Source organism: Ferruginibacter lapsinanis (assembly GCF_020783315.1).
GTDB lineage: Bacteria > Bacteroidota > Bacteroidia > Chitinophagales > Chitinophagaceae > Ferruginibacter > Ferruginibacter lapsinanis.
Genome location: NZ_CP086063.1, coordinates 227,173 through 241,057, shown reverse-complemented (window position 1 = coordinate 241,057; position 13,885 = coordinate 227,173). Strand labels below are relative to the sequence as shown.

The 13,885-nt window shown below is 37.6% G+C and carries 12 protein-coding genes; 6 read left to right on the top strand and 6 right to left on the bottom strand.

Translation table 11 applies throughout. The features are described 5' to 3' along the window. Positions 1-28 precede the first annotated feature (28 nt). From LK994_RS01000 to LK994_RS00990, 3 genes are read left to right on the top strand one after another with little or no spacing between them, the layout of a single operon-like run. Positions 29-1,078 (top strand): hypothetical protein, encoded by a 1,050-nt coding sequence (locus LK994_RS01000; RefSeq protein ID WP_229761016.1) that lies wholly within the window; start codon positions 29-31, stop codon positions 1,076-1,078. Continuing rightward, positions 1,078-1,743 carry a LysE family translocator gene (locus LK994_RS00995; RefSeq protein ID WP_229761015.1) on the top strand — a complete coding sequence of 222 codons (666 nt, stop codon included), beginning with the start codon at positions 1,078-1,080 and terminating at the stop codon, positions 1,741-1,743. The genes LK994_RS01000 and LK994_RS00995 overlap by 1 nt, the downstream gene beginning before the upstream one ends. 11 nt (positions 1,744-1,754) lie before the next feature. Beyond that, positions 1,755-2,249, top strand: coding sequence for a DinB family protein (locus LK994_RS00990; protein WP_229761014.1), 495 nt, complete (start codon positions 1,755-1,757; stop codon positions 2,247-2,249). 63 nt (positions 2,250-2,312) lie between these two features. On the opposite strand, the gene LK994_RS00985 is transcribed toward LK994_RS00990, so the two are convergent. Together LK994_RS00985 and LK994_RS00980 are read right to left on the bottom strand one after the other, a co-directional pair. Beyond that, positions 2,313-3,710 (bottom strand): MATE family efflux transporter, encoded by a 1,398-nt coding sequence (locus LK994_RS00985; protein WP_229761013.1) that lies wholly within the window; start codon positions 3,708-3,710, stop codon positions 2,313-2,315. A gap of 69 nt (positions 3,711-3,779) precedes the next feature. After that, positions 3,780-4,319 (bottom strand): SRPBCC family protein, encoded by a 540-nt coding sequence (locus LK994_RS00980; RefSeq protein WP_229761012.1) that lies wholly within the window; start codon positions 4,317-4,319, stop codon positions 3,780-3,782. Positions 4,320-4,518: 199 nt separating this feature from the next. Between LK994_RS00980 and LK994_RS00975 the strand changes: the two genes are divergently transcribed. Beyond that, positions 4,519-5,238, top strand: a complete 720-nt coding sequence (locus LK994_RS00975; RefSeq protein WP_229761011.1) for a hypothetical protein — start codon at positions 4,519-4,521, stop codon at positions 5,236-5,238. A 63-nt stretch (positions 5,239-5,301) separates the two neighbouring features. Here the strand turns inward: LK994_RS00975 and LK994_RS00970 are convergent, their stop codons facing one another. The 4 genes from LK994_RS00970 to LK994_RS00955 all read right to left on the bottom strand — a co-directional run bounded on the left by LK994_RS00970 (position 5,302) and on the right by LK994_RS00955 (position 9,918). After that, complete coding sequence (locus tag LK994_RS00970) at positions 5,302-7,050, bottom strand: tetratricopeptide repeat protein (RefSeq protein WP_229761010.1); 1,749 nt, start codon at positions 7,048-7,050, stop codon at positions 5,302-5,304. 55 nt (positions 7,051-7,105) lie between these two features. Further along, a complete protein-coding gene (locus LK994_RS00965; protein WP_229761009.1) occupies positions 7,106-7,405 on the bottom strand; it encodes a hypothetical protein in 300 nt (99 codons plus the stop codon). Continuing rightward, on the bottom strand, positions 7,381-8,697 hold the full coding sequence (locus LK994_RS00960) for a (Fe-S)-binding protein (protein ID WP_229761008.1): 1,317 nt from the start codon (positions 8,695-8,697) through the stop codon (positions 7,381-7,383). Before LK994_RS00960 ends, LK994_RS00965 begins: the two co-directional genes overlap by 25 nt. Before the next feature lie 108 nt (positions 8,698-8,805). Continuing rightward, a complete protein-coding gene (locus LK994_RS00955; protein ID WP_229761007.1) occupies positions 8,806-9,918 on the bottom strand; it encodes a DUF2279 domain-containing protein in 1,113 nt (370 codons plus the stop codon). 72 nt (positions 9,919-9,990) lie between these two features. Between LK994_RS00955 and LK994_RS00950 the strand changes: the two genes are divergently transcribed. Continuing rightward, positions 9,991-11,709 carry a phospho-sugar mutase gene (locus LK994_RS00950; protein ID WP_229761006.1) on the top strand — a complete coding sequence of 573 codons (1,719 nt, stop codon included), beginning with the start codon at positions 9,991-9,993 and terminating at the stop codon, positions 11,707-11,709. Positions 11,710-11,742: 33 nt separating this feature from the next. Continuing rightward, complete coding sequence (locus LK994_RS00945) at positions 11,743-13,821, top strand: carboxy terminal-processing peptidase (RefSeq protein ID WP_229761005.1); 2,079 nt, start codon at positions 11,743-11,745, stop codon at positions 13,819-13,821. Positions 13,822-13,885 lie beyond the last annotated feature (64 nt).

The window sequence follows — 13,885 nt, the reverse complement described above, 5'->3', positions numbered from 1 at the left end:
GATTATAAGGTGTTATTTTTGCGACTTGATGAAAAATCTATTCCATAAAATAACGAATTGGGAAGCCTGGCCATTTAAAATCCTATATACGCCGATCTCCATTTTTTGGTTGTGGTATATTATCAAATCGAGAGCTGTTTGGTTTTTTACACCAAGCAATCCTAAACTTACTTTTGGCGGCATGGAAGGAGAGCCTAAAAAGGAAATGTATGACCTGCTGCCCAAAGAATTATATCCTACTACTTTTAATGTGATGCCGGGAGATGACTTTGATGGCATCAAAATAAAACTGAAGCAATATCAGATTATTTATCCGTTTATTGTAAAGCCCGAAGTTGGCGGACAAGGTATCTTATTGAGGAAAATTGATTCGGAAGAAGCACTGAAAAGTTATCATGCTAAAATGCCTTGGGAATATATTGTGCAACAGCTTGTGCACTACCCGATGGAGGTAAGTGTTTTTTACATCAGGCATCCAAAAGATACTACAGGAACGGTGACTGGCTTTTTACATAAGATCCCTTTGCAGGTAATTGGTGATGGTAAACATACGTTGGAAGAATTAGTAAAGCATCATCCTAAAGGGGATAAACATTTTGAAGCAATGAAGATCAAACATGCCGATAACTGGCATATTGTTATTGCTGCAGGTGAAGTGTATAAACTGAGTTACGCAGCTAATCATAACCGTGGGGCACAGTTCATTGATCTGAAAGAACATATTGATGACAAGCTGGTGAAAGTGTTTGATAAGATAAGCCTGGATATCAATGACTTTTTTTATGGCAGATATGATATAATGTGTACGAGTGTGGAAGACCTGAAGGCTGGAAAAAATTTTACTATCCTTGAATACAATGGTTGTGGTGCAGAGCCGAATCATTTTTATGATACCGGTTATACATTGATGGGTGCATATAAGGAAATTATCAAACACTGGAGAGCACTTTATACTATCAGTAAATACAATGCTTCGCAGGGAGTAAAACCATGGGGTTTGCAAAAAGGAAGAAAATTTCTTACCTATACAAGACAATTAATGGTGGATATGAAAGCCGTTGATGCAACAATTGAGTAATGATTAAAATAATAAAAGTATTTTTCTGGGGATTATTGATCAGCTTTTTAGGCTCATTGCCGTTGGGTACACTCAATGTAGCTGCGATGCAGATCGGCATACAGGAAAGTGTGACGGATGCGCTGTGGTTCTCGTTGGGGTCTATGATCGTTGAAATGACCTATGTAAGAATATCATTGATAGGGATTGATTGGATCAGGAAACAAGCGAAACTGATGAAGATAATGGAGTGGATCACACTTGGTATTATCCTGGCATTGGCTGCAGGTAGTTTTATTGCTGCAATAAAAGGCGGTGGCAACAGCAAGAATATCATGCTGAATAATAACATGCATCGGTTTTTACTAGGAATGTTCATGTGTGCTATTAACCCGATCGTTGTTATTTTTTGGTTTGGCTGGAGTACAGTGTTGTTTACTAAAAAAGTGCTGGAACCTAAACCGGCACAATACAATAGTTATATATTAGGTATCGGCATAGGCGCTTTTTTAGGCACCTGTATCTTTATCTTCGGCGGAAAATGGATCGTAGAGCGGATTGAGAACAGTCAGCAATATTTAAATTGGGTGGTTGGTGGAATATTTGTTTTTACAGCATTGGTGCAACTGATAAAAATGTTGCGGCATAAAGATGGTGTTTCAAAATTTACTCATCCTGAATCTTAAAATAAAAATATATGTCTATTAAAACTGGCTACATCAGTGAACTAAAGCGTGAATCTGATGCAACGAAAAAAATTCTGGAAAGAATTCCATTTGATAAAAAAGATTGGAAGCCGCACGAAAAATCAGCACCTATCGGCAGACTGGCTACTCATGTTGCGGAAAATACACATTGGATATCCAGGGTCATTCATATCTCTGATTATGATTTTGCTGCAAATTATACACCTACTGTAGCGGCTACCTCTACAGAGGAATTGCTGAAAGTGTTTCAGGATAATCTTGATAAAGCATTGCAGGATCTTGAGCAGGTAAGCCTTGAAGAATTAGATGCGATATGGACGGTAAGAAATGGTGATCAGATATTATATCAGTTGCCAAAGAAAGTGGCCATACGTGCCTGGGCTTTTAGTCATATGATACATCACAGAGGACAGCTTTCTGTTTATCTGCGTTTGTTGGATATACCAGTGCCGGGTATGTATGGCCCTACGGCAGATGAGGGATAATATACCAGCACAAAATGTAAGTACTGATTACACCCATTAAAAGATTGGAATATTATTCATGTATCAGACTTTCACTTCTTTCCATTTGCCCTTTTTAAAATAATACCATGCAATCAATGCAATAAAAGTTTCAGCAACCGGTACAGCTATAAAAGCGCCGGTTGTTTTCATATCAAGTCCTTGTGCCAGGAAATATGCCAGAGGTATCTGAAAAAACCAAAACCCAACGAGGTTGATAAGGGTGGGAGTTTTAGTATCGCCGGCACCATTTAAGGCTTGTGTCATCACCATAGCAATGCCGTAAAAGATATAGCCTGATCCAATTATCTGTAATGCCCTGGCTCCGTATCGCACTACGTTATCATCATTTGTAAAAAGACGAATGATAAAGTTTGAACAAAAAACAAACAGCAACATCACAAAGCTCATGAAGATGGCGTTGTACTTGGCTGTTATTAATACGCTTTGTTCAGCTCTGTGTATCTCTTTGGCACCAAGGTTTTGCCCCACCAGTGTTGCTGCCGCATTACTCAATCCCCATGCAGGTAAAATAAAGAAAACAACATTTCGTATAGCTATCTGGTAACCTGCAGAAGCTGTAGTGCCACCGGTTTCAGCTACCAGTCTTGCTAATATGATCCAGCTTCCGCTTGCGATGATGAATTGGAAAGTGGCGGGCCATGCAATATTGATCAAAGATCTTATAATAGGGATGTCAAATGCAACATGTTCTTTCTTGAATTTTATAATGCCGCTTCCTTTAAATAAATGATAACACTGGTATAATACACCAGAACTTCTGCCAATGACTGTAGCAACGGCTGCACCTTTTAAACCCATGAAATGAATAAGGATAGGACATAAAATAATATTAACACCACTGGCTATCCACAGGCTTTTCATTGCCATTTCGGCGTCGCCTGCACCTCTGAAAATACCGTTGATCAGAAATAATAACATGATGACCAGGCTGCCGCCAAACATGATACGTGTGAATATGGCTCCTTCATGAACCACTTCTTTACTTGCCCCCATCAATGATAAAATGTTTTCGGCAAATATTATTCCGGCAAGACTGGTCAACACTGAAATGACCATTGCCACGATCAAAGACTGTGCGCCGGCATGTGCGGCAGCTTCAGGATTCTTTTCTCCGATCCTTCTGGCAACAATAGCGGTGGCAGCAACACTTAAACCGATTGCAACAGAATACACTATTGTGATCACAGATTCTGTTAGGCCAACTGTGGCTATCGCGTTTTGTCCGAGTTTACTTACGAAGAAAATATCTACCACGGCAAATACACTTTCTAAACTCAATTCGAGTATCATCGGGATAGCCAGTAAGAACACTGCTTTGCGGATGCTGCCCTGTGTGTAATCCTGTTGCTCTCCGTTCAATGATTGTTTGATAACGGAAAATATAGTTTTGAGTGTAATGCTGTTTTCTGATGTACCCATTTTATGTAATGCTGGTTATTAAAAAAGCCTCCGGTTTAATGAAGGCTTTAAAAGTTATTTGTGCGGCCTTTATTTTTCTAACACCACTTTTAAATTATTTAATCCATCACCAAGATCTTTGCCGATCATTTTTTCTACATTCATGAAAAGGCATATAATATTGAGTGGGTATTTCATTTTATTATGAAATCCCCATTTCACTTTTGTTTGGTTTGAATCTATAGCGGCAGTCGTCATATAAGCATCGGCAAAACCTTCAAAAGGTTTTATAAAATGCAAACTAAGATCGAGGCGTTCTCCTTCTGTTATTTGTTTTATTTCCTGCTCACCTTTTCCAACATTTTTATTTTCGCTATCCCAGGATGAAACAAAGCCAACTGTTCCATCGGTGCCTTTATATTCCATTTTAGCATTGGGGTCCATTTTTACCCATACACTATAATTGCTTTGGTTTTTGAGTAATTTGATATAATTAAAAACTTCTTGTTTGGGTTTGGCTATTGTTACTTCACGTTCAACCGTATATTCTTTTTTTACAAATAATGCAACGATCAAAAGCAATGCAAAAAGTACAAGTATGCCAATAAATATTCTTTTAAGAATTTTCATATGATTTTTGTTTTGATGAAAGTTGATTTTAAAGATAATAAATTTATTAAATCCGGCACAGGCTTTTGGGATAAAAATTCAGTCTGGTTGCTTGCATTCCCGGTTTATTAATGGTATATTTAACGTACATCCTTCCTTGTTTAAATCGATTGTCTTTGCCCGATGAATACATTATTATTCATCTTAAAACATATTACAAATGAAACCAAACAATTTTTTTGCGGCTGCAATTATTGCTGCTTGTACACTGCTTGCATTTTCTGCCTGTAATTCGGGCGGAAATAAAGAGAAAGAGAATACCATGGATACAACTGCTAACAAGATGGAACCGGTGGCCACTAAGCCGGGAAACACGTTGATCGTTATTCATAAAGTAGCAAATTATGCCAAGTGGAAACCAATCTTTGACAGCGATGATTCTGCACAAAAAGCACATAGCTTAACCAAGTTTACTTTGGGCAGAGGGATGGATGATTCAAATATGGTATTAATAGCATTCAGGATGCCTGACACTGCCCAGGCAAAAGCATTTGCTGCTTCACCCGAACTGAAAGCTAAAATGGGGAAGGCCGGAGTAATAGGAGCACCTTCAATGACATTTTATAATGTGGTGATGCTTGATACAACTACCAATTCAATAACCAGCCGGGTAATAATGACACATAAAGTAAAAGATTGGGATGCCTGGAAAAAAGAATTTGATAGTCATAAGCAAGCCAGAACAGATGCTGGTCTTGTTGACAGAGCCGTAGGGTATAGTATTGACGATAATCATATTGTAACCGTTGTTTGTGCTATTACAGATATGGCAAAAGCGAAAGCATTTTTTAAATCTGCAGATCTGAAAGAAAAAATGGCGAAAGCCGGCGTAGAAGGAGAGCCTAAAGCATTCTTCTATAATGTTGTAGAAACGTATTAATGTTAATGAATAATATAGCAGAGAGATCATTATTGATCTCTCTGCTTTTGTATCTGTTATTTTTTAAAAAACAGCTTGACCTTTGGGAATATCGTTTCCTTCAAAAGCTTTATCAAACTGTTTCTTTATAATGGCTGCTTCAGTATTTTTTTTCTGTTTGATGAGTGACTGATATAAACCATATAAAGCCCAATGATTGTTAGGGTTTTCCTTCAGGTCTTCTTTAAAAACAATTGCAGCCCTGGCTGGGTTACCTGCTTTCAGTAGCACATTGCCCAAATATTCTCTGGCGGGGAGCAACCAGTCTTTAGGTTCATCATAAATTAATGCATCTTCATTGGCAGCAGCAGCTGTCAATAATTTTGTTGCTTCGCTGAAATTATTTTCTTGTTCTGCAATCACACCTGCTAATATTTTTTCTGCAACTTTCATTGCACTGAAAGGAGAATTAAATGGTTCCATTACTACCTGCATGTCTGGCGCTTTCATTTTTTCCTGTACAATTTTTAATTCATTCTTTGCTTCGTTGATATTTCCTTTTCTTGCTTGTGCCATGCCTCTGGCCCAATGCCACAAGGTGTTAGCATAGATATGATGTTCCTGAGGGGCCTTGGTGTTTAGTATACTATCCCATTTGCCAAAGCGTACATTATTTATAACGGGAGTCATGTATATGTATTGTATAAAGTTGCCTAACGGTTGCTGTAATGACATAAAGCTGGTGTCAAAACTTTGTTGAGCTTCGATAGAACTTTTGTTGCTGTATTGATAATTACTTCTCATCATAGCACAACTGCTTTGCATGTGCAAATTGTGTATCAAATAAAGCGGAACATTATTTTGTACATCGGGGTACAATGCCAGGTAAGTATTATATCCTTTTACAGACATCTCATTTACTTTAATACCTTCTTTATATTTTCCACTTCTGATATAAATATGTGATGGCATATGTATCATGTGAGAAACACCAGGCATTAATTTTCCCAACCTGTCTGCACTTGCCATTGCTTTCTGTGGATTTGGAGATGCTTCTATAGAATGGATATAGTAATGATTTGCCCCCGGATGAAGAGGATGAGTTTTTAAAATACCTTCCAGCACGGATAATATCTCAGGAGTCCATGGCTCCGGCGTTCCATTATGTTTCCAGTAATCCCATGGATGCTGTAGCATCATTGCATCTGCGTACAGAGCAGCAATATCTGCATCCTGTTTAAATTGGTGGTAATATTTTTTCATTGCATCTGCATATAATTGATTTAAGGATGCTCTGCTGAAAGTGCTGTCTGACGTATATCTGACCGCCATTGCTTCAATCAATGCTTTCTCTTTAGCAGTGCAATTATTTTTTAATGAAAGTGCTTTTTGTGCTGCTGCAAAAGCTTCGGGTGTAGCCGCATAAGCAAAGTCATTAATGTTGGGGCCGTAGGCCAAAGCCTGCGCCCAATATATCATTGCATTGTTGTTATCAAATCTTTGTGCTTTTTTAAATGAAGCCATTGATTCAATAATATGAAAGGCATAATACATGTTAATGCCTTGATTAAAATAAAATTGAGCGCTGTCATTTTTTGTGCTGATGTACCAACGATAATTACCCCAGCCGGGTAACATGCCAATTCCATTAGCAAGACTGTCTTCATTTATATGTGCCCAATCAGGTGAACATTGTATAACTAATTTGTTCTTAAATATATTTTCTCTGGAAATGTGTTGGAGTGTTGGTTGATGCACTTTATTAGCATATCTAAAACCTGCTATTAATACAACAGTAACCAGCGCTGTTGCAAAAAATATTTTGCTTTTCATACTCTTAGTTTAAATAAGAAAAATAATAAAATTATATGTGAAATGCAATAGGGTATCAGGTTTGCTTAAATCCAGGTCTTGTTTCTCCGGCTTCATTTTTGCCACATAATCCGCAATATTCTGCCTCATTGTATTTGTTGCCACACCAATTGCAGCCCTTGGCCTTTTTATTAGATAGTAACTCAACGATCCAGTAACCAATGAACGGAATTAAAAGGATCAATAATAGTGTACCTATAAAACCCGTGGCCTTTTTCTTCCTTCGTGCCGGGAATACAGAATAGAAAGGATAATATAAATCGGCGCCAGAATGTAAAATACATACATCGATCAATTGTTTAATTCTTCTGTCCATTTGTCTCTGTCATCCGGACTAAATTTCCAGGGAGCAAAATTGTTTTCAATGTTGCCAAACATGGTGTTCCATTCCTGGGGCGCATTGCTGTCTTCCATGATCAGGCTGCGGCGTAATTGTATAATGATGTCAAGCGGACTAATGCTTACGGGACATTGCTCTACACATGCATTACAGGTAGTGCAGGCTCTTAATTCTTCTGTAGTAATATGACTGAACAAATTCTTTCCATCATCAGCGAACGTTTTATTCAGATTGATGTTTTTGCCTACAGCTTCCAATCTGTCCCTGGTGTCCATCATTATTTTCCTGGGGGATAATAATTTCCCTGTTTGATTGGCCGGACATGCGGCACTGCATCTTCCACACTCTGTGCAACTGTATGCATCGAGCAGGTTTTTCCAGCTCAGATCAAAAATATCTTTAGCACCGAATTTCATAGTATGTGCCTCTGCGTTAGTTGGAGCCAGTTCGGGTTGCATGGCATATAGTACTTCGTTTTGTACGCTTTGCATATTTTCCATTTTTCCCGGCACTTGCAACCTGGCATAATAACTATTAGGGAAGGCCAGCATGATGTGTAAGTGCTTACTATATGGCAGATAATTTAAAAATGCTAAAATGCCTATGATATGGAGCCACCAGCAACTTCTTTCAAGCATGATCAAACTTGCGGTGGAAAAATGAGCGAATAAGGGGGCAAGCATTCCGGAAAAAACAAAACTGCCGGTACTATGATAATGCTCAACACCTCTGTATTGTAAAGCTCTGTCTGTGCTATTCATTGTAAGAAACAGGCACATTAAAATGATCTCTGTGATTAATATATAATTGGCATCACTACGAGGCCAGCCATTAAGGTCTTTACTGATAAAACGTTTTAGTTTGATGATATTTCGTCGTGCTAAAAAAACAACACATACCACAATTACGCCAAATGCCAATATCTCAAAAAAGTTAATTAAGAATGTATAAAGATTGCCTAGATAAGGAAAGAATAATCTGTGTGTGCCTAAAATGCCATCTAAAACAATTTCAAGTACTTCTATATTGATAATGATAAAACCTGCATAGATCACTAAATGCATTAGCGCCACTAATGGATTTTTAAACATTTTCTTTTGTCCTAATGCCAATAGCAATAAGTTTTTCCAACGGGTGGATCTGTTATCACTGAGGTCTTCATCTCTGCCTAATAAAATATTACGGCGTATTTGTAATATGTTTTTGGTAAATAGTCCGATGGCAAAAATGGCGATGGCGGCAAAAAGCAATTGTTGTAATAGATGCATAAAAGATCTTTAATTACTAAATAGGATAGAACACTGATGACACGGATTGAACTTATAAGCACAAATAGATCTGTGTTAATCTGTTAGATCAGTACCATTAGTGTTCTGTCAAAAATGTATTGCATGTAATTTAAACTTTCCATTTGAAAATTCTATGCTCGGAGCAGGAAATTTAAAAGCACTTAGTACGGAGAAAAGAAACTTGACTCCCTTTTTACGGGTTTTGATTTTGCTGAAATCTATATCGGGGGATAAATACCATTGACGGTATCTTTTTATATCAGACCGGTCGATGGTAGTATTTGAATTTTTATCTTTCCAGGTATTATCAAATCCACCAAACATGCCATTGGCGCCGTAGCCTACTGCAACTCCGAGCCATTCCGGCAGATCACTTTTAGGAAAGAAAGGTTTGAGGTTGGCACTTGCCCAGTAGGTTTGAGCATTATAGTCTTTAATGAATCTTTCGGCCAGTGTTTTGCCAAAAAGATTATCGGCACGCTGATTTAGCTGAGCATCTGAATAAGAATTTTTATGAAAAGAGAATTTTATTTTTATTCTTTGATCATTCCATGCTAATTCCTGTCCGATCAATATACCGCTACCCAATATATTAGCAGTAAAATCGCCCCAGCTCCAGCCCCATTCTGCACTAAATCCATCCAATGTTTCAATAACGGTTTGATATACGGCACCACTTAAGCCACCCAGCCAGATTCGTTTTTTACGTTCGATACCTGTCCAGCGCCATAATTCCATACTGGCCCTGCTTTCAATGTAGGCACTATACATATGTCCCACTTTATCTACCTGTAACCATTCTTTATCATCGTTGAATGAATGAAAACCGGTTCTGGGGAAATCGGCGTACCATGCCGCATTTAAACCCACCATGATTGCACTGTATCCGGCAATATTAGCTATGGCAACGGTTCTCACTCTACGTTTTATTTGTGCTTTGGATAGAGAAGAAGCCGGCTCGGGTTTGTAAGTATTTTTTTTGCCAATGAATATTTGTACGATCGAGGTATCAATAGTTTCTTCGCTTACAGGTACCAATTGTACATGGGTGGTTTGAGTAGAATCCTGTGCAAATAGGTGAAAAGTGGTAACAAGCAGCAGGCAAAAGCTCAATATAGCTTTAAAAGTTGATGAGTGTCCTTCATTCCTCAGGATAAACTCTGCCACTGAAGTTGGGCTATGTACCGATGTTTGGCTCATAAAAAACAAATTTACTGTTATATACTTTATTATATACGAATGTTTTATTTTTGAAGACTTAAAAATTTAAACATGGATAATAAAATTCAGGAAAAAGTAAATGTGTGGTTGAACGGTAATTATGATCAATCAGTAAAAGATGCGATTAAACAATTAAGTGAAGATGAATTGGCTGACGCCTTCTATAAAAATTTAGAGTTTGGAACAGGTGGATTAAGGGGTATTATGGGTATCGGTACTAACCGCATGAATAAGTATACTGTCGGGATGGCTACACAAGGCTACGCCAATTATTTAAAGATATGTTTTGGTGATGATGTGAGTGTGGCCATTGCTCATGATTGCAGAAATAACAGTCGCTTTTTTGCTGAGACCACTGCCAATGTTTTTGCTGCGAATGGTATCAAAGTGTATTTGTTTGAAGCTTTGAGACCGACACCTGAATTAAGTTTTGCGATCAGGCATTTTGGTTGTAAAGGTGGTGTGGTTTGTACGGCATCTCACAATCCTAAAGAATACAATGGGTACAAAGCATATTGGAATGATGGCTCTCAATTGGTGCCACCGCATGATAAAAATGTAATTATTGAGGTAGATAAAATTGCTTCTGTTGATGATGTGAAATGGAGTGGTGGCGAATCTAATATCATCCCCGTTGGAAAAGAGTTTGATGCTATTTATATCGACATGGTAAAAGGATTAAGTGTGTATCCTGAAGCATGTGCGGCACAACATGATCTGAAAATTGTATACACTTCTATTCATGGTACAGGTATTGTGTTAGTACCGGATGTGTTGAAAAAATTTGGGTTCACCAATATCAATGTTGTTGAAGAGCAAATGGTACCTGATGGAAACTTCCCTACTGTAGTATATCCTAATCCTGAGGAAACAGAGGCAATGAGCATGGGGTTGGCAAAGGCAAAAGCTATCAATGCAGATATCTTATTAGGCACTGATCCGGATGCCGACAGAGTTGCGATCGGTGTAAAAAATCATAAAGGAGAATGGGTATTGCTGAATGGTAACCAAACAGCCATGATCGCATTTAACTATATGATAGAAGCCCGTAAAGCGAAAGGCATTGCACAACCGAATGATATGGTAGTGAAAACAATTGTTACTACTGATATGATCGATATTATTGCTAAGGAAAATAATGTGGCCTGTTATAATGTACTGACCGGATTTAAATGGATCGCTGCTGCTATCCGTGAAAAAGAAGGTAAAGAAAATTATATCATTGGTGGAGAAGAAAGCTTTGGTTTAATGATCGGAGATAAGATCAGGGATAAAGATGGTATCAGTGCGGTGGCATTGGCTTGTGAGATGGCTGCATATGAAAAAAATAAAGGTCGTAGTTTGTTCGATAAATTAATTGACCTGTATCTTCAATATGGTTTTTATAAAGAAAGCCTGGTGAACATTGTTCGCAAAGGAATGAACGGGGCTAAAGAAATTGCAGAGATGATGGAAGGCTACAGAAAAAATCCGCCAACAACAATTGATGGAGCTCCTGTTGCTAAATTGTATGATTATGAATTGCAGGTAGGTAAAAATTTACAAACTGGCGAAAGCTTTAAAATTGATCTGCCAAAAAGTAATGTGTTACAATTTGAATTAGCAGATGGAACAAAGATCAGCGCAAGACCAAGTGGTACAGAGCCTAAAATAAAATTCTATTTCAGTGTAAATACAAAATTGCTTGCTGCTGCAGAGTTTGATGCAACAGAAAAAATATTGGATGATAAAATTGAAAGAATAATCGGAGAGATGAAATTGAGAGGATAATAAGCATCAATCAAGAAATTCATCCTGCCCTTTATGAAAATATTTTTTATAATTTTTCTATCGTTGGTTACGAAAGTTTCTTTTTCGCAATCGGTTCGTGCTGATGTACTCAGACAGAAAGTGGTTACATTAAGGAGGTTTTTAGAACAAAATCATTATCAACCAATAACATGGAATGATTCTTCTTCTATGATGTTATATGATCGTTGGATAAATGAACTAGATGATGATAAATTATTGTTTTCAAAATCAGCTACCAACCAATTAGCGGGGTTTCGTACAAAGTTGGATGATGAGTTGTTGGGCAATGGCTGGGGATTTTTTGATAAGAGCATCCAATTATACCGAACGGGTTTATTGAAAGCAGATAGTGCGATCAAATTACTTACAGATAAACCTTTTGATTATACAAAGCCAGATAATATTGTCTGGCCTTACACAGACTATACAGATAATGTCTCCCAGGGATGGCAGTCATATTTAAAATGGCAAACACTCCAGGCCATTGTTGATCTTGTTTCATCAGACAGTACTAGATATAAGATGATGTCTGCGGCTAAAGCACCTGCAGATTTTGCCGCATTGGAAATTAAAGCAAGAGCAAAAGTTAAAAACAGGGAATTGCTTTGGGTGAAAAAAAATCTGGCAGAGATCGATAGTTCGATGTCGGATGTTGAAAATAATTATCTGAATGCTGTTACTTATTGTTATGATCCTCATACTGCATACATGGATATGAGTGATAAGAATGATTTTGAAACAGAGATGAGTGCACTTGAATTTTCTGTAGGTTTTGAAATTGAGAAGGATGATAAAGGAGATTGGGTAGTATCTTATTTAGTACCGGGAGGTGCTGCATGGAAAAATGGTGAATTGCATAAAGGTGATGTGTTGATAAAAATAAAACCCGAAGGCAAACCCGAAGTTACATTAGATGAATTATCGGAATACCAGGTCAGCAGTGCATTAACGGCTGGTAGTAAAGGGAAAATAACTGTTACCGTTAAAACTCCTGAAGGAACACAAAAATCAATATCTCTTTCTCCGCAGAAAGTAACGAATGAAGAGGAGATCGTAAAAAGCTATGTAATAAAAGGAGCGAAAAAAATAGGGTATATCAATTTGCCTGGTTTTTATGTAAAAGAAGGAGAGGAAGAAAATGCGAACGGTTGTTCAAATGATGTGGCTAAAGAAGTGGTTAAATTAAAGAGAGATAGTATAGCAGGTTTAATATTAGACCTCAGGTATAACGGAGGAGGTTCTTTAGGAGAGGCATTAGAATTGGCCGGAATATTTATTGATGAGGGTACACTTACTTCAACAAAGAATAAAGCAGGGAAAGTGCACTTTTTGAAAGACCCTAACAGAGGTACAATTTATGATGGCCCGATGATCGTTTTGGTAAACACTATGAGTGCTTCTGCTTCTGAATTGGTGAGTGCTGCATTGCAGGATTATCACAGGGCATTGATAGTGGGTAGCCCAACCTACGGCAAAGGGTCTGCCCAACAGATCCTTCCTATGGATACAACAGGAGTTTTCTCCAAAAATCTTACGTATGATAGTTATGTAAAGGTTACAGATCAGAAATTTTATAGGGTCGATGGTTCTACGGTACAGTGGAAAGGAGTAATACCTGATATTATACTGCCTGATTATTATGCAATAGACAGATTAAGAGAGAAAGCTAATGTATCGGCATTGAAGCCTGATAATGCCAAGCAAGCTATCTATCAACCAATGCCTGCAATTCCGGTTTCAGCTCTACAGGAAAAAAGTAAGGCCAGGGTGGATGCTAATGTGGGTTTTAAACTGGTGAACAAGTTTACCGAATGGTATAAAAATAAAAATGCCTCCAAAACTATTCCGTTGCAATGGCAAGGATACATGAACTACACTAGAAATATCAAAGATCTGTATGATGAAATTGATGCGATAAAAGATAGTAAAGAAGATGCAACCATAGAAGTAGATAATAACGTCATGGATAAAGAAAGGAATCGGGTAATAACAGAAGAGAGTAAGGCCATAAATGACGATAACCTGGAAGATCTGAGTAAGAATGAATATGTAAAAGAAGCATATAGAATTATGCTGGATTGGGTTAAATAGTTTTTAATTTTCACAATAAATAAAAATGCAAATGAGAAAAGGCTATCTTTTTTTAATTACAATG

Bases quoted from the DNA above. Each gene is read 5' to 3' on its own strand.
- LK994_RS01000 (WP_229761016.1), top strand. From the start codon at position 29: ATGAAAAATCTATTCCATAAAATAACGAATTGGGAAGCCTGGCCATTT.
- LK994_RS00995 (WP_229761015.1), top strand. From the start codon at position 1,078: ATGATTAAAATAATAAAAGTATTTTTCTGGGGATTATTGATCAGCTTT.
- LK994_RS00990 (WP_229761014.1), top strand. From the start codon at position 1,755: ATGTCTATTAAAACTGGCTACATCAGTGAACTAAAGCGTGAATCTGAT.
- LK994_RS00985 (WP_229761013.1), bottom strand. From the start codon at position 3,710: ATGGGTACATCAGAAAACAGCATTACACTCAAAACTATATTTTCCGTT.
- LK994_RS00980 (WP_229761012.1), bottom strand. From the start codon at position 4,319: ATGAAAATTCTTAAAAGAATATTTATTGGCATACTTGTACTTTTTGCA.
- LK994_RS00975 (WP_229761011.1), top strand. From the start codon at position 4,519: ATGAAACCAAACAATTTTTTTGCGGCTGCAATTATTGCTGCTTGTACA.
- LK994_RS00970 (WP_229761010.1), bottom strand. From the start codon at position 7,050: ATGAAAAGCAAAATATTTTTTGCAACAGCGCTGGTTACTGTTGTATTA.
- LK994_RS00965 (WP_229761009.1), bottom strand. From the start codon at position 7,405: ATGGACAGAAGAATTAAACAATTGATCGATGTATGTATTTTACATTCT.
- LK994_RS00960 (WP_229761008.1), bottom strand. From the start codon at position 8,697: ATGCATCTATTACAACAATTGCTTTTTGCCGCCATCGCCATTTTTGCC.
- LK994_RS00955 (WP_229761007.1), bottom strand. From the start codon at position 9,918: ATGAGCCAAACATCGGTACATAGCCCAACTTCAGTGGCAGAGTTTATC.
- LK994_RS00950 (WP_229761006.1), top strand. From the start codon at position 9,991: ATGGATAATAAAATTCAGGAAAAAGTAAATGTGTGGTTGAACGGTAAT.
- LK994_RS00945 (WP_229761005.1), top strand. From the start codon at position 11,743: ATGAAAATATTTTTTATAATTTTTCTATCGTTGGTTACGAAAGTTTCT.